Raw genomic sequence first — 18,507 nt, 5'->3', positions numbered from 1 at the left:
GACGCAAACGAAGGAGCGCAGATGATCTACCTGTCCCAGCTACTGGGCAACCCCGTTCTGGATGCCGACGGCGAGAAGATCGGCACGGTTTCCGACCTCGGCATCGCCACCGGCGAGGTCTTCCCCCGAGTCACGAGCCTGGCCTTCATGGGCCCCGGGCGCACGCCGATCATGATCTCCTGGCGCAAGTACGTCGAGCGCTATGACGAGAACGAGGTCAACCTCAAGGTCATAGCCACCGACCTGCGCTTCTCGTATCTCCAGCCGGACGAGGTCCTTCTCGCCCGCGACATCCTGAACAAGCAGATCGTGGACACGCACGGCATGCGCGTCGTCCGCGTGAACGACCTCAAGCTCTCGGACACGAGCTCCACCCAGCTGCGCCTGCTCGGCGCCGAAGTGGGCGCACGCGGCCTGCTGCGCAGCCTCCACCCCGCGCTCGAGAGCGTGGCCCTCAGGCTGGCGCGGACCTTCGGCCACCCCATGCCGGAGAGGATCATCGCGTGGAACTACATGGACCTCGTGGAACGCGACCTCTCCAACGTCAAGCTCTCCGTCTCCCACAAGACGCTCGACGACATGCACCCCGCCGACATCGCCGACATCATCGAGCGGCTGGACCCGCGCCTGCGCGGCCAGGTCTTCGCGCAGCTCGACGACGAGCAGCGCGCCGACGCCATGGCCGAGTTCGACGACGACGCCATGGCCGCCGAGCTCATGGGGTCGCTCAACGAGACCGACGCCTCGCGCATGCTGGCCGAGATGGACCCGGACGACGCCGCCGAGCTCGTCTCCGAGCTCGACTACGACAAGGCAGAGAAGCTCCTGCGCCTCATGGGCGTGCAGGAGCAGCGCGCCATCCGCCAGCTGCTGGGATACCGCGAGAACACGGCCGGCCGCATCATGACCTCCGAGGTCGCCACGGTGCCCGACGACGCCACCGTGGCCGACGCCGTGGAGATGCTGCGCGGGCTGGACGAGGACTTCGAGTCCGTGCGCTACGTCTACCTCACCGACGAGGGCGGCAAGCTCGCCGGCGTGGTGACGCTTCCCGGCCTCATCGTGGCCGACCCCGAGACGCGGCTCTCCGAGCTCGCGACCGAGGACCTCATCACGGCGAGCCCCGAGGACGACCAGGAGGACGTGGCCGAGGACATCGCCAAGTACAACCTGCTGGCCATGCCCGTCGTGAACGACGAGGGGCGCCTCTTGGGCATCGTCACCGTCGATGACGCGCTCGACGTCCTGGAGGAGGAGCACGCCGAGGACCTGCGCGTCGCCGGCGGCTCCGCAGACGGCGAGGACTCCGGGCACGCGAGCACGCTCATCTGGCTCGTGCGCCGCAACGTGTGGGTGGTCCTGTGGGCCGTCGGCGTCGTGGCGCTCGCCCTCGTCGCGGGGACGCGGCTCGGCCTCGGCGAGACGCTCGCAGCCACCATCCCGCTCGCGGTCGCGCTCGTGCTCGCGGACGACTCCGTGAGCTACGTCACCAACTTCTTCCTCGAGAACGACCCCGACGACGAGGACGCGCCCTCCGCGCTCGGCTTCGCCTTCAAGGGGCTCGGCCTCGGCGTCGCGCTCGGCGCGCTCGTGGCGCTCATCGTCCTCGGGCTCGAGAGCGTCATCGCCTCCCCCGCCGTCCCCTCCTCGATCGAGCGGCTCGGCCCCGCGCTCTCTGCGGGAGGCGTGGCAGCGGCCGTCTCCACGTTCGTCTCGTTTGCGACCACGCCCATCTACCTGGCCGTCCTTCGCCGGCGCGACGAGACCAACAAGGAGACCTCCGGCTTCACGCTCTCCCTCGTCTCAATGCTGGTGGCCGTGGTGGTGTTCCTTGCTGCCGTGCTGGCGCTCGCCGGACCCCTGGGGCTGGTGGGATGATGAAGGACGACGCGCCCTCTTCGTCGCTCGAGCCGCGACGCATCCTCGCGGCGATGGGCCCCGGCATGGTGGCCGCCCTCGCCGGCGCGGACGCGGGCGGCGTGGCCACCTACTCCAACGCCGGCGCGCTCTTCGGCTTCGACCAGCTCTGGACCGTGCCGGTGATGTGCTTCCTGCTGATCGTGGCCCAGGAGACTGCCGCGCGCATGGGCTGCGTCACGGGCAAGGGGTTCGCCTCGCTCATCCGCGAGCAGTTCGGCGTGCGCCTCTCCGTCGTGGCCATGCTCGCGCTGCTCATCTCAAACACCACCGTCACGCTCTCCGAGTTCGCCGGCATCGCCTCGGCACTCGCCCTCTTCGGCGTGCCCCCGATCGTGTCCGTGCCGGTGGCGGCGCTCGCCATTTGGCTGCTCACGATGAGCGGCTCATACCGACGCATCGAGAAGGTCCTTCTCGCCATCGCATGCGTCTTCGTGACCTACGTCATCGCCGGCGTGATGGTAGGGCCCGACTGGGGCGACGCCCTGATCCACACCGTGATCCCGCACGTCACGGCCTCGCCGCAGTACCTCTCGCTGCTGGTCGCGAACGTCGGCACCACCATCGCTCCCTGGATGCTCTTCCTCGCCCAGAGCAACGTGGTCGAGAAGAACGCACGGGCGGCCGACCTCCCCTACCAGCGCATCGACACCGTGACGGGGGCCGTGGTGGCAAGTGCCATCTCGTGGTTCATCATCCTCACGACGGGGGCTGTGCTGAACCCGGCCGGGGTCGTCGTGAACGGCGCGGAGGACGCGGCGTCGGCGCTCGCACCGCTCGTCGGCGGCTACGCGGAGGCGCTCTTCGGCGCGGGGCTCGCCGGGGCCTCGCTCCTCGCGGCCTGCGTCCTGCCCGGAATCACCTCGAGCGCCATCTGCGAGGCCTTCGGCTGGGAGCGCGGCGCCGACCGCAGCTGGTCGGAGGCACCCGCCTACCGGGGAATCATCACGGCGGTCATCGCCATCTCCGCTGTCGTGGTGGTGCTGCCCAACGTCAATCTCTTCGGCATCATGATGGTGGCGCAGGTCATCAACGGCGTCCTGCTGCCCGTCCTCCTCGTCTTCATGGTGCTCATCGCGAGCGACCGCCACGTGATGGGGCGCTTTGCGAACGGCCGCATCTGGAACGCGCTCACATGGTTCACCATCGTCGCCGTGGCCATCCTCACCGTCGTGATGTTCGTGATGCAGGCCATGGGGATGTGACGTGTGGCGCACCGTCCATCTTCTTCTGCAATCAGGGGGATAGTGTAAAAAATCCGGCCGTCCAGCTGCAATCGGGGGGATAGTGTGAAGCACTTTTCGTGCTCCAGGCGTCCTTTGCCCCGTATCAGTCTGACGCCAACTGGGGTTTTGTCGGGCCTCCACCCGGGGGCTCTCCGAAAACCCTTCACACTATCCCCCCGATTGCAGGCCGCCGCCCGATTTTTTCACACTATCCCCCTGATTGCAGGCGCCCATGCCGTCGGGCATGCCCTCCACCCCCGCTGGGCGCCTTGCGCGACCCAGCGCCGTCTTTGCGGTATGGTCGAAGGGAGCTGAGGGGGCGAGGGGATGCATTCAGAGAGCGTGCACGCATGGGCCGAGGACTGGCGGGGCCGCTTTGCCGACACGCTGCCCACCATCCTCTTCTTCATCGCGCTCTTCTGGATCGTGCATCTTGCCTTTGGGTCCAACTACCTCCTTGCGGTCTCCCCGTACACCTCGCTCTTCCAGGCGCGGCTGCGAAAGTACAACCCACCGGGCCAGTACGCCCGATTCGTGCTGGTGAGCGCGCTCGCGCTCGTCGCGGCGCGCGTTGCCGTCATCGGCGTGGTGCCGTGCGTCATCGTGAACCTCCTCATGCCGTTCCTGCTCGTCTTCATGCGCTCGTCGCAGCTCAACCCACGTCGCTACTTCCCCTACACGATGCTCTTCTGCTTCCTTGAGCTCCGGCCCGAGGCCATCGTGGACACGTTCGCGACGCAGGCCCTCGTGCTCGCCACCTGCTGCGCAACCCTCATCGTCACGCTCGTCGTGGCAGGACACCTCCAGCACCACGCGCAGCGTGCCCGCGCCCGCCTGCACGAGCTCGTCGGCCGCCTCGCCGATGACCTGGCGCAGGCCTCAAGGGGCGGCATCGGCCCCAACCTCAGCTCCGAGCTCCTCCAGCTCCGGCGCGACTTCGCCCGCATGGCCTACACCGCCCGGGAGGACTCCTCGGCGCCCGTTCGCGTGCAGAACCTCCTCGACATGTTTGCGACCCTGGCGCAGCGGACCGCCTACCTCGCCGGCAACTTCGACTGGGACGCCAGCCACCAGGAGGAGCACGCGCGTGCCCTCGGCGAGCTCGGCCAGCTCACGCGCGACCTCAACGCCGCGCTCGAGGGCGACGTCTCCGTGCGCTGCCACAGGCTCATCCCCCGCGCGCAGGAGCTGCTCGAGGGGACGAGCATCGCCGAGGACCGCTTCCGCATCTTCTATCAGAGCTACCTCAACCTGGTGCTGCTCATCCTCCGCACCGCGCCCGACCCGCACCAGCGTCCCTGGCGCCTCTCCGCCTCCGACCTCGCCCGCGTGACGAGCTTCCGCAAGCGCCTCAGCCTCGAGTCGTTTGAGATGCGCTTCTCCATCCGCTGCGGAGCCGTCCTCGCCGTGAGCTGCGCCTCGAACCTGCTGTTCCCCGTCGACCACCTCTACTGGTTCGCCCTCCACGCCTTCCTGCTGCTGCAGCCCTTCCCGCACGAGTCGCTGCACCGCATGCGAACCCGCATGGTGGGGACCGTCATCGGGTGCCTCTTCGTGCATGGCCTGGCGCTGCTCGACCTCGGGTGGGTCGAGGTCACCATCCTCGGGATGTTCCTCGTGGGGCCGATGTACGCCACCAAGCCCGGCTCCGTTCCGTCGGCGTTCTTCGCGACGGCCTACGCCGTCTCCATGGCGTCGGTCTCCATCGACGACCGCTACGCCACCACCATGCGCATCGCGAGCCTCCTGCTCGCCATCGCCACCGTCGCGATCGTCAACCACCTCGTGTGCCCCACCTCGGAGCGGCGGCTCTTCGTTGCCAACTTCCACCAGATGATCGGCATGGTCGGGCGCTACTGGCGCCTCATCCGCCTCACCCTCACGCACCGCGTGGACACCGTCGTCTCGTCCGAGACCCTGCTTCACTTCCAGATGCTCCACACCCAGGCGGCGGAGTTCGTCGAGTCGCTCGGCGAGGCCGGCGAGAAGGACCGCGAGATCGCCGAGCTGGCGCGCTACCGCGACGCGGCGGAGCGAGCGCTCTTCTGCCTCTGGGAGATCATGTGCGAGCTCGAGCAGCTCGAGCTGCTGGTGCGCCTGCACGAGGTGGGAGACGACGAGCGGCCGCTCTTCGAGCGGATCATCGACCTCGCCGAGGCAAACTGCGACCCGCAGCGCTTTGGCACGGGCGTGGACGCGGCCGAGGAGATGCTCTTCGAACTTGAGGAGCCGGACCTGCGCTACGTTCTCGAGCAGTACGTCGACCGCGCGGGAGAGCTGCGCCTCGCCATCGACGACGCCCGGGGCGCCCTCGTGCAGCGCCCCACCTACGTCGAGGAGATCCGCCCGTAGCTTTCGGGGGCAGGCCCGAACGCCGAGCTCAGAGCATTCCGCGAGCGAGCATGTCAGCCGGATCCTGGCGGTTGACGTTCGTCTCCGGGTCGCCAAAGAGTCGGGCATCCGGGCTGTTGAGCGCCGAGATGGCGGCGAGCTCCGCCTCCGTGAGCAGCGGCGCCACCTCCGCGGCGGCAAGGTTTTCCCGCATGCGAGCCTCGTGCGCGGACTTGGGCAGGACCACCCTCCCCGACCTCAGGTGCCAGCCAAGAATCACCTGCGCCGGCGAGGCGCCGACCCGATCCGCGGCGGCGACGACCAGGCCGGCGGCAAGGTCCCCGCCGTGGCCGAGCGGCGCATACGCCTCGACCACGATGCCGCGCTCGCGACAGTAGGCCTCGAGTTCCGGACGCCAGAAGCTCGGGTGGCTCTCCACCTGGTCGATGGCGGGAAGCACCCCGACCTCATCGGCCAGCCGCGCGATATGCTCGGGCAGGAAGTTCGAGACGCCGATCGCCCTGACCGCGCCCTCCTCGAGCAGCCGGGCCATCGCTCGCCACGAGTCAACGTAGGTCCCCAGCGCGGGGGCGGGCCAATGGATGAGGTAGAGGTCGACCACGTCGACGCCCAGGGCGGCGCGCGACGCCTCAAAGGCGCGCAGCGTGGGGTCGTACCCCTGCTCGAAGGTCCGCAGCTTGGTCGTCACAAAGACCTCGCCCGCCAGGCCCGTCGCCGCGAGCGCCGCGCCGACCCCCGCCTCGTTCATGTACGCTGCCGCGGTATCCACGTGGCGGTAGCCCAAGGCCAGCGCCCCCTCCACGGCGGCCTGCGTCTCGTCGGGGCGTATCTGAAGCGTGCCGAAACCGATCTGCGGGATCTCCACGCCGCCCGTCAGCATGACCCCCATGGTCACCCCTCCCTTCCAAGCCAGAACACGCTTGCGTCGTCCGATTTCTTGAGGCGAGGATATCGCACGTAGTCCGGGTCCTTCTCCTCAAGCTCCCGGAGCTCCGCCACGAGCCCCTCGACTCGCGCGGCGGACAGCTCCGGCAGCTCGCCTGCGGCATCGGCCAGCCCAAAGGACCCGAACGCCCGCCACATCCCGTCGCTCATGCCGGCAACCGCGACCACCTCAGGGCGAGGAAGCGTCACGCGGCGCAGGTGGGCAAGCCCCGCGCCGGAGGGGTCCAGGCACCAGTAGCCGCCCTCGGAGTTCCGCAGCCGTCGGTGGCCCAGAATGACGTCATCCACCAGCGCCCGCTTCTCGGGGCCCGAGAGAGCGCTCCCGAAGGCAGCGGCACGCTCGCGGCTCACGCGGAGCGCCTCGGCATCCAGCCCCTCGAGCACCTCGTCCGTCGAGAAGAACGTCGAGCCATCGCGCATGACGGCAACGAGCGGGGAGTCCCCCAGCCCGTAGAGCTCCACGGCGTCGGCGGACACAACGGCGAGCGCGAGTGTCGCCGAGGGAATGGCGTCGGGGTCGGCCTGCGCAAGCGGGCAGCCCAGCGCCTCCTCAAGCTCCGAGCGCGCCGAGGCGACGGCGGACCGGAGCGCCTCCTCGGCCGAGGCCCCTGCCTCCAGCGCCTCGCACGCGCCGGCGCCCACCGTGTGGGAGAACCACCGCGCATTGCTCCCGAAGCGCCCCGCAAAGAGCGGCGCGCCCGCAAGCCCCGTGGCCCCGTCAATCACGATGCCATAGCTCGACGTCGCCCGGACGAAGTCCTCGTTCACGGCGTTCCCGCGGTCGGTGAAGTGGAAATGGCGCATCGGATACCTCCGCCACGTCAGGGGCGGACCGCCCTCGGGAAGCTTACATGCCTAGGATAGTGCAGCTTTTCTGCGCCAAACCGGATGGGATAGAAATCCCGCCTCTTACTCCGTCGCCGCGGTCGGCTCCGGCGCGCTCTCCTCGATGGGCGTGTAGAACACGTCGAGCACCGTCTCGTAGACGGCCTCCTGGTCGAGGTGATACTCGACGTACTGCTCGCCCTTGACGGCCTCGCCCGCGAGGGTGACCACGTCGAGCTCGCTCATCCCGTGCTCCACGAGCGTGGCGGCCAGATAGCTGAACTCGCTCAGCTCGAGGTTGGTGGTCGAGTACTCGGTCGCGGTCTGGTAGAGGCCGATCAGAATCCCGGGGTCTCCCGCCGCATTGCCCACGACCTGCGAGAAGAACGCCTTGAGGTACTGCGACTGACGCGCCTGGCGGTCAAGCGAGGAGGTCAGCTGCGAGGTGTCGCGATACTGCACATAGCGCATCGCGTTGTTGCCGTAGAGCTTGATGGGGACGTCCTTCACGATGGCCGTATTAGGGATGGAGGAGAGCGGCGTCACCGTCACCCCGCCCGCGGCGTCGTTGATGGGGCCTATCCCGTTCATGTCCAGGGCAAAGTAGTAGTTCATCGGCATGTTGTACAGCACGCGCGACACGGCGCGCACCACGTTCTGCGCGCTCGTCTCATACCCGTCGCCGTAGCTGAACGCCAGCGCGATCTGCATCTTGTCCTGGCCCAGAAACGCCTCGCCGACGTTCTCGTCAACGTCCACCATCGTGTCGCGCGGCACGCCGATGACGCGCATCTGCCCCGTGCGCGTATCCAGGGCAACCACCATCACGGCGTCCGCCTGGCCGGCGGCACCCGTCTCGGAGACGTCCTTGCGTCGGTCGTAGCCCATGACCACGATGGAGACGACGTCCTCGTTGTAGCGGTACTTCTTGCCCTGGTACTCCACGGTGAGACCATCGTCGGCGGTGTCCGCCTCCGCGGCCGTCTGGATGTTCTGCGGCTTGGAGGCCTCCTTGAGCGCCTGGCCGCCCGCCTCGATCATGTGCGCCACAGCCAGCGCGGCCCCTCCTCCCGCAAGCGCAAGGGCGAGAAGGACCACGCCCACGATCCTCAGCCGGCGCAGCATCCGCTTGCGCGCGTGACGCTTGATGCTCTCCTCGCTGCGCCGGCGCTTCTGGGGCAGCTCGTCAAGCGTGGGCCAGGCGGGCTCCTCCCCGTCGACAACGGTCTCCGACCCCTCGGCGGCATCGGGCGCGGCCTCCGCCCCGGCCGCCCGCTCAGGCGGGCACTCGGGCTCGACCCCGTCTACGGCCGCGGCAGGGGCCTCCCCGGCGGCCGATTCCTCGGCCACGGACTCCGGCTCCGGGTCCGGGTCCGGGTCCGCCCGAAAGTGCTTCCCCCGCGGGACAAACTCCTCCTCGGGCGCCACGCTCTTCTCGTCAGCGTCTTTGGTCATGCGCTCACCTGGTCTCCACGTCGCTCACGAGCACGCCCGTCACGAGGTAGCGCCCGCCGCTCACGGACCCCTCGCGCGGGCAGGTGCTCAGCTGCACAATGCGGTCGTCCACGGAGAGCGAGGCGCCCTCGCGCACGTTCACGACCATAGAAACGGGATTCAGCACCGCATCGAAGTACTGCCGGCGCACCTCGGGGTCAGAGAAGTCGAAGCTGTTGAGAATGTGCCGGTCATCATAGCGGTATGCGGAGATGATTCGGTACGTGAGGATGTGCCCCGGCGTGTAGATGTGGAGGTCCTCGTGCGCGGCAAAGAACTCCGGATCCTCAAACTTGTGCAGGTCGGCAAACATGAGGCCATCGGAGGAGTTGTGTCCGTAGAGCACCGTGACGGGGTCGGAGAAGTCCGTCGCGTTCATGCTCTGGCTGTAGATGCTGCCGTAGACGGAGTAGTTGCCGTCAAGGTCGCGCCGCAGGTAGAAGTTGTCGTCCACAGCGCTCTGCACCACCGGGTAGTCAATCTGGGTGTCCGGAATCTCAATCCAGGCGTAGACGTCGGGGTGCTCGGCCTTGAGGGTGGGAAAGTCCACCGGGTTGGCCGGGCGCGGGTCTTCCGCAGGCTCGGGGTCGGCGGCTTCGGCGGGCGCCTCGCCGGCGGCCTGACCGGGTCCGAGCGCCTCCTGCTCGGAGCGAATCTTCTCCGCGGCCGCGCTCTGCATGACAAAGTACGCAATCCCGCATCCCGCCACGGCGAGAAGGACCACGAGGGCCACGACCAGGGGAATCACGCCCCTGCGCCGCGCGCCGCCGTTCTTCTCGCCCTTGTCCTGACCTGGCATCGTATCCTCTTTGCCCGCCTGCGGCCTCGTGGCCGCTCCCCGTATCCTACAAAAAGGGACCCGCGCGAGACGGGCCCCTCATCGTCCATTTGACACCCGGCCTGACCGGGCGTTTCCTGCGTTACTCAGAAACCTTCTTGCGAAGGGTCACGGCAACCACGCCAGCGCCAGCGAGGGCGGCAACGGTCACGCCCGCAACGGCAGCGGAGTTGACGTCCGTCGCGGGGGCGGTGGCGGAGGTGTCGGTGGCAACGCCGCCGTCAGCCGGGATGGTGGACTCGTCAATCACGATGGAGAAGACGGAGAGGCGGTCGACGGTGATGGTCACGGTGCCGTCAGCGGCAACGGTGGCCTCCTGGACGTCGGTGGTGCCGTCACCGTGCTGGATGTAGGCCGTGGCCTTGGCGCCGGCGTACTGGGAGCCCACGCTGAAGACGAGGGAGAGCTCGGAGAACTCGACGTCGCCGTGCTCGAGCACCTCGAAGGTGGCAAGCGGGGTGACGCCCTCGGGCACGTTGGAGGCCACCACGTCATGCGGCTCAACGGAGATGTAGCCATCGCCGGAGGCGCTGGAGACGTCACCGGAGACGGAGATGGCGACGCCCGTGCCGGGGGCGGTGACCGTGGTGCCGCTGGGGCTATTGAACTGCGCCGCCATGGCAACAGTGGGCAGCGCGAGCATCATCGTAAAGGCAGCAAAGGCGCTCACGAGCTTCTTCATTTATGGTGTCTCTTCTCGTCAGGAGCGGGAGAAGGTACCCCCTCCCCCAATAATGCTATGACTCTAGCAGCCTGAGGGTTATATGGTCAATCATCAGGGCCGTTAATTTGGGATTTCCTTACGGTTGCCACCGGCGGGTGGGGGACGGATGCGGCCCCTGTTGAGGTCCCCCGTCGAGGCCCCTCCCCTCACCGAAACAGAGGATTCGGACAGAGTTGGCCTCTCAGGGAGGCCGTTTCTGTCCGGATCCTCTGTCTCGACGCGACGCTGGCGGCGCGGCGGGGCGGGCGGCCGCGGTGAGCCCCCTGCCCTGAGAGATGAGTGACTACTTCCGACCAAACCGGGCCTCTAGGAGGGACCCGTTCGTCCAAAAGCTGTCACTCGGCGCGGAAGCTGGTCAAAAGCTGCCACTCAGCGTGGAGGGGTCAGCCAGTCCGCCCGCGCATCGGCACTCGTACCGCTCGTTCCGCGCGCGGACGAGCTCGTCGGTCTTCCATGCGCGCATGCGACGACTCACGGAGGTGAGGTCAGATGGCTCGTAGAACTGGCTCCAGCCCCATCCGGCCAGGTCATCGTACTCGGAGCGCGCGGAATCTCCGATGGCCTGAAGGAAGTGCTCGAACCCGCCAACGTCGCCCACGTCCTCCGGCGGCGCGTCGCCCGGAACGGGCACGGACGCGGGCAGCTCTCCGCCATACGAGTCGATAACCTCTGGGATCTTGACGTCGTGCTTCCAGCCGTCACCGCAATCGTAGAAGTAACGCGCCTTGCGCGCGCGGAAAGACGTCACTCAGAAGCAGCCGCACGGAGGCGAGCCGCCGCGGGTGCGGCCTGCCCACACCCCACTCCTCCCCGAGCTCCGCAATCTCGCGCGCATCCATAATCTCGGCGTCCCCTTCGCGCGCGCAGCTCAAATCGGTGGAGATGGTAGTCCCGCCAGAGAAATGCAGACTGGATGGCGCTATGCAGGTCCGTAAACGCAGCCGAGGCGGGAAGCACAAGCGCGTGCCAGCAAGGGTGTCCCTGCCAGAGCCGCAGATCGACGCAGAACTTGAACGCCCTCACACCCGCGGACCGCAGGGCGAGAAGAACGCTCTTCTCGCCACCTTCTTCGCCGTGGCCCCACGCACCATCCAACCGCGCCACGATCTTCTCGCCCGACGGCATGCCTCATCCGAGAGATGGGCCGACTTGGCCCGATGGCTCGTGCCGATGAGGCGCTCCGAGTCCAGGCGGTCGATGGCGTCCCAGTCGTAGCTTTTCCACGCCCGGCGAACCGAGCCGCCGGAGCCCTTCTCCTCCCAGGAGGTGAGATAAAGCATGACAAACGTGAGGTCATAGAGCAGGTCGTCGCGGCTCATGACGGCTCCCGTCGGAAGGGCGGCTTGATGGGTTAACTGGAGCAGAGCACAGCCCTTGGCGGCGCAAAAGCGGCTCGACAGGACGTCAAGCTCAGAACAATCTCAGAATATCTCTGAATTCTGAGATATATCTCTGAATTCAGAGATATTCTGAGATAAGCGCAAGAGAAAGGGAACCGATGAGCCTTATTCCCCCCTCCGAGACCCTCTCCGTAGAGTTCAACAGCGACCGCAAGACCATCTCCGACACGGTAATATCCGAGGAGATCGTCGCCCTCGCAAACACCGACGGCGGAGATCTCTATGTTGGGGTCGAGGATGACGGCAGCGTCACAGGCGCCCAGCCCCAGCACCGCGACCCCATCCGCATGACAGCCATGATTGCCAACAAGACAGTCCCGCCCATCTCCGTCCGTTCAGAGATACTCGATGAGGAGCTTCCCGTTCTCCACGTGGAAGTTCCCCGATCTCTGAGCATCGTCGCAACGTCATCTGGAAAGATGCTGCGTCGACGGCTCAAGGAGGACGGCAAGCCCGCAAGCGTCCCCATGTACCCCTACGAAATCGCGACGAGGCTGTCTGACCTCGGCAGGCTGGACTATTCCGCCCAGCCCATGCCCGACTCGTCTTGTGATGATTTCGACCCCATTGAGCGGCAGCGGCTCAGGCGCATAATCAGCTCGTCAAGAAACAGCGACCGAAGCCTGCTCGAGCTGGAAGACGAGGAGCTGGAGCGGGCGCTTGGACTCACCACGACAGTTGGGGACAAGCAAGTACCAACGCTCGCGGGCGTTCTCATCCTAGGAAAAGAAACGTCCATAAAGCGCCTTGCCCCCTCCGCAAAATCGGCCTTTCAGGTGCTTCAGGGCACCGACATCAAGGTGAATGACGAGTATGGCGGCGGCCTCCTTAAGACCATCGAACGGATTTCCGAGGCAATCGAACCCTGGAACCCTGTCACAGAGATTCCCTACGGGCTTTTCACCGATCCCGTCCCCGCCTTTGACCGCAGGGCTCTGCGAGAGGCTCTCGTCAACGCCTTCGGCCACCGCGACTACTCGATCCTTGGCAACGTAAGGGTGCTCATAGATGACGCTGGCATCACCATCTCCAATCCTGGCGGATTCGTGGAGGGCGTCACGGTAAAGACGCTCCTGACGGCGGAGCCCCACGGGCGAAACCCCTGCCTCATGGATGCCCTCAAGCGAATCGGCCTTGCCGAGAGGACCGGCCGTGGTGTCGACAGGATCTTTGAGGGCTCGCTTCTTTACGGCCGGCCACTGCCTGACTACTCGGAGTCAACCTCGACCGTAGTCCGTCTTTTCATTGCCCGAAGTGAGCCTGACCTGGCGTTTGTCAGCCTCCTTGCAGACGAGAGCAGGAAGAGCGGCAAGCCAATGCCCATCCAGTCTCTGCTCGTGCTCGACGCGCTCAAGCGCATGAGAAGGACGTCTGTCTCGGACCTCCAGGCAGAGGTTGATGTACAGCCCACGCGACTCAAGCAGACGGTCGAGCTTCTCACAGAAGCAGGACTCGTCGAAGCGTCCGGAAACAGAAGAAGCCGCATGTATCACCTCAGCTCACACCTCTACAGGTCGGCCCGGAAGGGACTCGAGTATGTGCGACAGACGGACATCGATCGACTGCGTTACCCCGAGCTCATCATGAAGCTCGCGGAGAGCCAGGGACGGGTCAGCACCGCCAGTGTGGGCGAGCTGCTGCACATCGACAAGAATTCCGCTTATTACGAGATTCGCAAGCTTGTCAATGAGGGGAGGCTCCGGAAGGAGAAGAACGGGCCGGATGCGTACTACACGCCAGTTAATGTCTGACGTCCCATCAACAGTCTTGGAGCGGGATCGACAAGCGACGCCCCCTCCGCCGAATGACGCAATTCGATAAAACGAAGCCTCGTCAAGGGTGCCATCCGTTCAAAAGCTGTCACCTAACCTCAAGTGCGGTGGCCGCCGACACGACAGGTCACGATATGGACGCTATCGCTGGGCCGGCCTCGTCCTCGCCTATGCGAAGCGTCTTCGAACGTCTGCGGAGGGAGTATCTCGACCTGCCGCTCCTTCCCGTCCTCGGCGCAAATAGGCAGGGCAACAGCCACCAGACGGTCATCGCGAGCATAGTCCAGCAGTACAGCTCGCACATTCCGATGTCCCGACACTACTTCGACCTCATGATCAGCGCCAGGAAGGAAAGCATGGAGTGGGACGCCCTAGGCCTCGTCCTCCTCAGGCGCTACATTCGCGAGGCGCTGCGGTTTTACGAGTAGCGGGCGAGACCACCGACGCGATACCTTAGCAATTGCGCAAGCAAAGCGAGTTGGAACTCTTAATCTCCCAATCGGCCAAGAGTACAAATAGCACCCCGAATCCCACTCTCTTATTTGTACTATTCGCCGAATAGTACAAATAAGAGAGTGGGATTCCATCTATAATCGCACTCTCGATTGGAGGCACACATGGCATATAGAACCCTCGCCAAGCTCTTCCACATGGATTCGTCAAGCAAGCGCTACGAGAAAAACGAGGCGCTCGCCGCGACACGACTTGAAGCAGAGTCAACCTTCAGGACCGGCGTTGAGACCCCTCACGGAGAGCTCTTTCTTGCCGTCCCTCGCGAGCTCTCCGTTCTCAACGAAACCATCCTTCGCCGCGAGAGACAAATCGCGCTCTTGCTCTCGAGGCTGCCCCCCATCGCAACCGGAGCCCTCATCAGGAGCCTCGTCATCGATGAGGTCGTTTGTTCCAATGAACTCGAGGGCGTCCACAGCACGCGGAGGCAGATTAACGACCTGCTCGAGACAACATCTGCCGACCCATCGAAACTCGAGCATAAACGCTTTCGCGAACTCGCACGACTTTATCTTGAGCTAAGTGACCACGAGCACATTTTCCCTCAGACCCCCGAGGACATCCGCACCATCTACGATCGAATTATGGAGGGCGAGGACCTGGGCAAGGACGCTCCGGACGGCATTCTGTTCCGAAAGGGCGAGGTCAACATCATCGGGAGCGGCAGCAGAATTATCCATACGGGTCTCTCTCCCGAAAGCCGCATCGTGTCCGCGATGACACGCATGATTGCACTGGCCTCCTCGGAAGATATCCCCGAGACATGCGGCGCAATCGTCTCCCACTTCCTCTTTGAGTACGCGCACCCCTTCTATGACGGGAACGGCAGGACGGGGCGCTACCTTCTTGCCCTCTACCTCAGCAGGCCGCTCTCAACGCTCACCGCACTGTCCGTCTCTCGCTCGATTGCTGAGAGTAGGGGCGCCTACTACCGGGCGTTCCGCGAAGTCGAAGATCCGCTCAACCACGGCGAGCTCACGCCTTTTGTCCTCGCAATGCTGGAGTATGTGGACACCGCCCAGCATCGCGTTCTCTCCGACCTGGAGACGCGCCAGGGCCAGTTTGAGGTAACTGTGACAGCAATCGACGAGCTCGTTAATTCGATCGACCTCCCCGACAAGGAGCGCGACGTGCTTTTTATGCTGGCCCAGTACGCCCTGTTTGGCGCGTTCCCCGATGTGCTTCTTCGTGACGTGGCGGAATACCTAAACCTCAGGGAGTCAATGGCGAGGCGTCACACAAAGAGGCTCGAGGAGAAGGGCCTTGTAAAGACCGTGAGCGCGCGGCCTCTCAGGTTCGTGCTCACGGACAAGGCGAAGGAGCTTTTGAAGATTCCCGAGAAGGACCTCTAGGGAATTGCTGATATCAACCTCAACGCTCGGCTCCGAACCTCCCCCCACATCCCAGGATGAGTGACTCATTCTGACCAAGCCAGGCCCCAAGAAGGGCCCCATCCGTCCAAAGACTGTCACTCAACGTAAGTCGTCACACCGTGCGTCGGCACCCGCGGCGCCTGGATAACACACGACCCCTTGTGGAGGTCCACGCCGCGCCCGAAAGCACGCACTTGCGATGGCGAGAAGGCCTTGCAGCTGATGGAAGGGCGGTATGAAAGACGGGAGGAGCGGGGAGCGCGCCGAGGGATCCATCCCCTTGTACTCGTCACGACTGCCGAGCAGAAGCGACATATGAAATGGAATGCTAGAGCCGCCCTGTCGCCCAATACGCGCTCATCGGGCACGATAACGCCATCAGAGGGCTCGTCCACTCATGAAGCGGCGGTTCGAGTCACGTCCATCGTCACCCAGCCAGCCACAGAGGTGCCCAGCCCCCGCGCGCCCTTATACGCAAAACGCCGGAGGATACCCCTCCGGCGTTTGGAAGACCCCAAAGGGCCAAATTCGTTTAGTCGAAGGGCCAGGCCTTATTCAGTGCCCATATGGCATAAGGCAAGCCCAGCTCAAGCACGTCGACTGGCGAGAAGAACCTCCCCTAGTACTTCCTCCACACCATGCGGTCCACGATGCCAGTGTAGGACTGGATAATCTTCACGACCTTCGTGCTCACGTTCTCATCTGCGTAGTCCGGCACGGGGGCGGCGGGGTAGCTGCCCTCCGCGTCGAGCGCGACCGCCACGCGCACGGCGTTGAGGAGCCCCCGCTCGTCGATGCCGGCGAGCGTGAAGCAGCCCCTGTCGAGCGCCTCGGGGCGCTCCGTAGAGGTGCGGATGCACACGGCCGGGAACGGCCGGCCGACGGAGGCGAAGAAGCTCGACTCCTCGGGCAGGGTCCCGGAGTCCGAGACCACGCAGAAGGCGCTGGACTGCAGGCGGTTGTAGTCGTGGAAGCCCATGGGCTCGTGCGTGCGGACGAGCGGGTGAAGCTCAAAGCCAGTTGCTTCCAGGCGCTTGCGGCTGCGCGGGTGGCAGCTGTAGAGGATGGGCCTGCCGTACTCCTCCGCGAGCGCGTTGACGGCCGAGAAGAGCGAGCGGAAGTTGGCCTCGGTGTCGATGTTCTCCTCGCGGTGGGCGGAGAGCAGGAAGTAGCCGCGCTCCTCCAGCCCCTCGCGCTCGAGCACGTCGGACGCGTCGATCTGCCCCAGGTTCGCGCGGAGCACCTCGGCCATGGGCGAGCCCGTCACGTAGGTGCGCTCGGGTGCGCAGCCGGTGAGCGCGAGCCAGCGGCGCGCGTGCTCGGAGTAGGCGAGGTTGACGTCGGAGATCACGTCCACGATGCGGCGGTTGGTCTCCTCGGGCAGGCACTCGTCCTTGCAGCGGTTGCCCGCCTCCATGTGGAAGATGGGGATGTGCAGGCGCTTCGCGGGGATGGCAGAGAGGCAGGAGTTGGTGTCGCCGAGAATCAGCAGCGCGTCCGGCCTCACCTGCGCCATGAGCTTGTAGGAGGCGTCGATGATGTTGCCGATGGTCGAGCCCAGGTCCTCCCCCACCGCGTCCATGTAGACGTCAGGGTCGTCGAGCGACAGGTCGCGGAAGAAGATGCCGTTCAGCGTGTAGTCGTAGTTCTGCCCCGTGTGCGCGAGCAGGCAGTCGAAGTGGCGCCGGCACTTCCTGATGACCTCCGAGAGGCGAATGATCTCCGGCCGCGTGCCCACGATGACGAGGAGCTTGAGGCGGCCATCGTCGGCGAAGGAAACGTCCGAGTAGTCGGTCTTAAGGGGCATGGTCTCACCCTTTCAGCAAAATGAAATCTCGTACTTAGATTAATCCCTGCGGAACAGATCCCGCGTATAGACCTTGTCGGACACGTCCGAAAGCTCGTCGCTCCAGCGGTTGGCGATAATCAGGTCGCAGCGCTCCTTGAACGCTGCGAGATCGTGCATGACCTCGGAACCGAAGAACGTCGCATCGTCCAGCGTGGGCTCGTAGACCACCACGGGCACGCCCTTGGCCTTTACTCGCTTCATGATGCCTTGGACAGAAGACGCGCGGAAGTTGTCCGATCCGCTCTTCATGGTGAGACGATACACACCGACGGTCGGTGCGGAAACGCCCGCGTACACGAGCTCGTTCACGCGTGTGAGCACCTCGTCTGCTACATGATCTTTGCGGGTGCGGTTGGAGTCCACGATAGCCTCGATGAGGTTCTGCGGCACGTCCTTGTAGTTGGCGAGCAACTGCTTGGTGTCCTTGGGCAGGCAGTATCCGCCGTAGCCGAAGGACGGGTTGTTATAAAATGAGCCGATGCGCGGCTCCAGGCACACTCCGCGAATAACGTCGGCCGTGGAGAGCCCACGCACCTCGCAGTAGGTGTCGAGCTCGTTGAAGTAGGAGACGCGCAGCGCCAGATAGGTGTTAGCGAAGAGCTTGACCGCCTCGGCCTCCGTGAGGCCGAGCACGAGTTCGGGAATGCCGGTCGAGCCGTCCTCGTTCACGCGATCGAGTTCTGCGGGATCGGCACCCTCGGCGAGAAGTGCCGCAAAACGCTCCGCGCCGGCGCGAGCTTCGGCATCGTCCGCCGGCGCACCCACCACGATGCGACTGGGATGAAGATTGTCATACAGGGCATGCCCCTCTCGCAGGAACTCCGGCGAGAAGATGATACGGGAGTCCCCGCGCTCCGCGCGCAGGCGCTCCGTATAACCAACGGGAATGGTCGACTTGATGACGATCAACGCGTCCGAGTTGACCGAGCGAACTGCATCAATCGCCGCTTCAACAGAAGAAGTATCGAAGTAGTTGCGCGCCGGATCGTAGTTGGTCGGCGTCGCAATAACTGCAAATTCAGCACCAGCGTATGCTGCCGTTGTATCAATCGTAGCCGTCAGATTGAGCGTGCACTCCCCCGCCTTAGCCTCGCTCAAAAACTGCTCGATCTCGGCATCCCGAATGGGCGACTCAAACCGATTAAGCATATCCACTTTCTCGGGAACGATATCCAAAGCGTGGACCTCGTTATGCTGCGCAAGTAGAACGGCAAGCGAAAGGCCCACATAGCCAGTACCGGCAACGGCAATCTTCATCTCAGTCTCCAATTGTCAAAGAACG

The 18,507-nt window shown here is 65.0% G+C and carries 16 protein-coding genes; 6 read left to right on the top strand and 10 right to left on the bottom strand.

Annotation, left to right across the window (positions count from 1 at the left end):
- Window positions 1-21 precede the first annotated feature (21 nt).
- The 3 genes from E0L17_RS06880 to E0L17_RS06870 all read left to right on the top strand — a co-directional run bounded on the left by E0L17_RS06880 (window position 22) and on the right by E0L17_RS06870 (window position 5,495).
- Window positions 22-1,878, top strand: coding sequence for a magnesium transporter (locus E0L17_RS06880; RefSeq protein WP_167930516.1), 1,857 nt, complete (start codon window positions 22-24; stop codon window positions 1,876-1,878).
- Window positions 1,875-3,122 carry an Nramp family divalent metal transporter gene (locus E0L17_RS06875; protein ID WP_167930515.1) on the top strand — a complete coding sequence of 416 codons (1,248 nt, stop codon included), beginning with the start codon at window positions 1,875-1,877 and terminating at the stop codon, window positions 3,120-3,122. The genes E0L17_RS06880 and E0L17_RS06875 overlap by 4 nt, the downstream gene beginning before the upstream one ends.
- A gap of 348 nt (window positions 3,123-3,470) precedes the next feature.
- Window positions 3,471-5,495, top strand: coding sequence for an FUSC family protein (locus E0L17_RS06870; RefSeq protein WP_167930514.1), 2,025 nt, complete (start codon window positions 3,471-3,473; stop codon window positions 5,493-5,495).
- A 28-nt stretch (window positions 5,496-5,523) separates the two neighbouring features.
- Here the strand turns inward: E0L17_RS06870 and E0L17_RS06865 are convergent, their stop codons facing one another.
- The 8 genes from E0L17_RS06865 to E0L17_RS10925 form a co-directional block, all read right to left on the bottom strand.
- Complete coding sequence (locus E0L17_RS06865; protein WP_167930513.1) at window positions 5,524-6,384, bottom strand: aldo/keto reductase; 861 nt, start codon at window positions 6,382-6,384, stop codon at window positions 5,524-5,526.
- Window positions 6,385-6,386: 2 nt separating this feature from the next.
- Window positions 6,387-7,244 carry a protein phosphatase 2C domain-containing protein gene (locus E0L17_RS06860; RefSeq protein WP_167930512.1) on the bottom strand — a complete coding sequence of 286 codons (858 nt, stop codon included), beginning with the start codon at window positions 7,242-7,244 and terminating at the stop codon, window positions 6,387-6,389.
- 105 nt (window positions 7,245-7,349) lie between these two features.
- Window positions 7,350-8,720, bottom strand: coding sequence for an LCP family protein (locus tag E0L17_RS06855; protein WP_167930511.1), 1,371 nt, complete (start codon window positions 8,718-8,720; stop codon window positions 7,350-7,352).
- Window positions 8,721-8,724: 4 nt separating this feature from the next.
- A complete protein-coding gene (locus E0L17_RS06850; protein ID WP_206109045.1) occupies window positions 8,725-9,558 on the bottom strand; it encodes a class B sortase in 834 nt (277 codons plus the stop codon).
- Window positions 9,559-9,679: 121 nt separating this feature from the next.
- A complete protein-coding gene (locus tag E0L17_RS06845) occupies window positions 9,680-10,279 on the bottom strand; it encodes a hypothetical protein (protein WP_167930510.1) in 600 nt (199 codons plus the stop codon).
- A gap of 397 nt (window positions 10,280-10,676) precedes the next feature.
- Window positions 10,677-11,069 carry an IS1096 element passenger TnpR family protein gene (locus tag E0L17_RS06840; RefSeq protein ID WP_167930509.1) on the bottom strand — a complete coding sequence of 131 codons (393 nt, stop codon included), beginning with the start codon at window positions 11,067-11,069 and terminating at the stop codon, window positions 10,677-10,679.
- On the bottom strand, window positions 11,066-11,446 hold the full coding sequence (locus E0L17_RS11250) for an IS1096 element passenger TnpR family protein (RefSeq protein ID WP_353652958.1): 381 nt from the start codon (window positions 11,444-11,446) through the stop codon (window positions 11,066-11,068). Before E0L17_RS11250 ends, E0L17_RS06840 begins: the two co-directional genes overlap by 4 nt.
- A complete protein-coding gene (locus tag E0L17_RS10925) occupies window positions 11,341-11,640 on the bottom strand; it encodes a DUF6429 family protein (protein ID WP_206109044.1) in 300 nt (99 codons plus the stop codon). The genes E0L17_RS11250 and E0L17_RS10925 overlap by 106 nt, the downstream gene beginning before the upstream one ends.
- A 179-nt stretch (window positions 11,641-11,819) precedes the next feature.
- On the opposite strand from E0L17_RS10925, the gene E0L17_RS06825 reads away from it, so the two are divergent.
- The 3 genes from E0L17_RS06825 (at window position 11,820) to E0L17_RS06815 (ending at window position 15,355) form a co-directional block, all read left to right on the top strand.
- Window positions 11,820-13,472: an ATP-binding protein gene (locus E0L17_RS06825; protein WP_167930507.1), complete on the top strand. Its 1,653-nt coding sequence runs from the start codon at window positions 11,820-11,822 to the stop codon at window positions 13,470-13,472.
- A 155-nt stretch (window positions 13,473-13,627) separates the two neighbouring features.
- The gene (locus tag E0L17_RS06820) at window positions 13,628-13,921 is read left to right on the top strand and encodes a hypothetical protein (protein WP_167930506.1); all 294 of its coding nucleotides are present in this window, start codon (window positions 13,628-13,630) and stop codon (window positions 13,919-13,921) included.
- A 189-nt stretch (window positions 13,922-14,110) separates the two neighbouring features.
- Window positions 14,111-15,355, top strand: coding sequence for a Fic family protein (locus E0L17_RS06815; protein WP_167930505.1), 1,245 nt, complete (start codon window positions 14,111-14,113; stop codon window positions 15,353-15,355).
- A gap of 640 nt (window positions 15,356-15,995) precedes the next feature.
- On the opposite strand, the gene E0L17_RS06810 is transcribed toward E0L17_RS06815, so the two are convergent.
- Both E0L17_RS06810 and E0L17_RS06805 read right to left on the bottom strand, forming a co-directional pair.
- Window positions 15,996-17,183: a UDP-N-acetyl glucosamine 2-epimerase gene (locus E0L17_RS06810; RefSeq protein WP_167930504.1), complete on the bottom strand. Its 1,188-nt coding sequence runs from the start codon at window positions 17,181-17,183 to the stop codon at window positions 15,996-15,998.
- A gap of 39 nt (window positions 17,184-17,222) precedes the next feature.
- On the bottom strand, window positions 17,223-18,482 hold the full coding sequence (locus tag E0L17_RS06805; RefSeq protein WP_167930503.1) for a nucleotide sugar dehydrogenase: 1,260 nt from the start codon (window positions 18,480-18,482) through the stop codon (window positions 17,223-17,225).
- Window positions 18,483-18,507 lie beyond the last annotated feature (25 nt).

The sequence above is a fragment of the Olsenella sp. SW781 genome (genome assembly GCF_012027725.1).
In the GTDB taxonomy this organism is placed as follows: domain Bacteria; phylum Actinomycetota; class Coriobacteriia; order Coriobacteriales; family Atopobiaceae; genus Thermophilibacter.
Note: the sequence above shows the minus strand (reverse complement) of the source record. Positions and strands in the feature narration are given on the sequence as shown.

Excerpts from the sequence above, each read along its gene's own strand:
- E0L17_RS06880 (WP_167930516.1), top strand. The coding sequence starts at position 22 with ATGATCTACCTGTCCCAGCTACTGGGCAACCCCGTTCTGGATGCCGAC.
- E0L17_RS06875 (WP_167930515.1), top strand. The coding sequence starts at position 1,875 with ATGATGAAGGACGACGCGCCCTCTTCGTCGCTCGAGCCGCGACGCATC.
- E0L17_RS06870 (WP_167930514.1), top strand. The coding sequence starts at position 3,471 with ATGCATTCAGAGAGCGTGCACGCATGGGCCGAGGACTGGCGGGGCCGC.
- E0L17_RS06865 (WP_167930513.1), bottom strand. The coding sequence starts at position 6,384 with ATGGGGGTCATGCTGACGGGCGGCGTGGAGATCCCGCAGATCGGTTTC.
- E0L17_RS06860 (WP_167930512.1), bottom strand. The coding sequence starts at position 7,244 with ATGCGCCATTTCCACTTCACCGACCGCGGGAACGCCGTGAACGAGGAC.
- E0L17_RS06855 (WP_167930511.1), bottom strand. The coding sequence starts at position 8,720 with ATGACCAAAGACGCTGACGAGAAGAGCGTGGCGCCCGAGGAGGAGTTT.
- E0L17_RS06850 (WP_206109045.1), bottom strand. The coding sequence starts at position 9,558 with ATGCCAGGTCAGGACAAGGGCGAGAAGAACGGCGGCGCGCGGCGCAGG.
- E0L17_RS06845 (WP_167930510.1), bottom strand. The coding sequence starts at position 10,279 with ATGAAGAAGCTCGTGAGCGCCTTTGCTGCCTTTACGATGATGCTCGCG.
- E0L17_RS11250 (WP_353652958.1), bottom strand. The coding sequence starts at position 11,446 with ATGCCGTCGGGCGAGAAGATCGTGGCGCGGTTGGATGGTGCGTGGGGC.
- E0L17_RS10925 (WP_206109044.1), bottom strand. The coding sequence starts at position 11,640 with ATGAGCCGCGACGACCTGCTCTATGACCTCACGTTTGTCATGCTTTAT.
- E0L17_RS06825 (WP_167930507.1), top strand. The coding sequence starts at position 11,820 with ATGAGCCTTATTCCCCCCTCCGAGACCCTCTCCGTAGAGTTCAACAGC.
- E0L17_RS06820 (WP_167930506.1), top strand. The coding sequence starts at position 13,628 with ATGGACGCTATCGCTGGGCCGGCCTCGTCCTCGCCTATGCGAAGCGTC.
- E0L17_RS06815 (WP_167930505.1), top strand. The coding sequence starts at position 14,111 with ATGGCATATAGAACCCTCGCCAAGCTCTTCCACATGGATTCGTCAAGC.
- E0L17_RS06810 (WP_167930504.1), bottom strand. The coding sequence starts at position 17,183 with ATGCCCCTTAAGACCGACTACTCGGACGTTTCCTTCGCCGACGATGGC.
- E0L17_RS06805 (WP_167930503.1), bottom strand. The coding sequence starts at position 18,482 with ATGAAGATTGCCGTTGCCGGTACTGGCTATGTGGGCCTTTCGCTTGCC.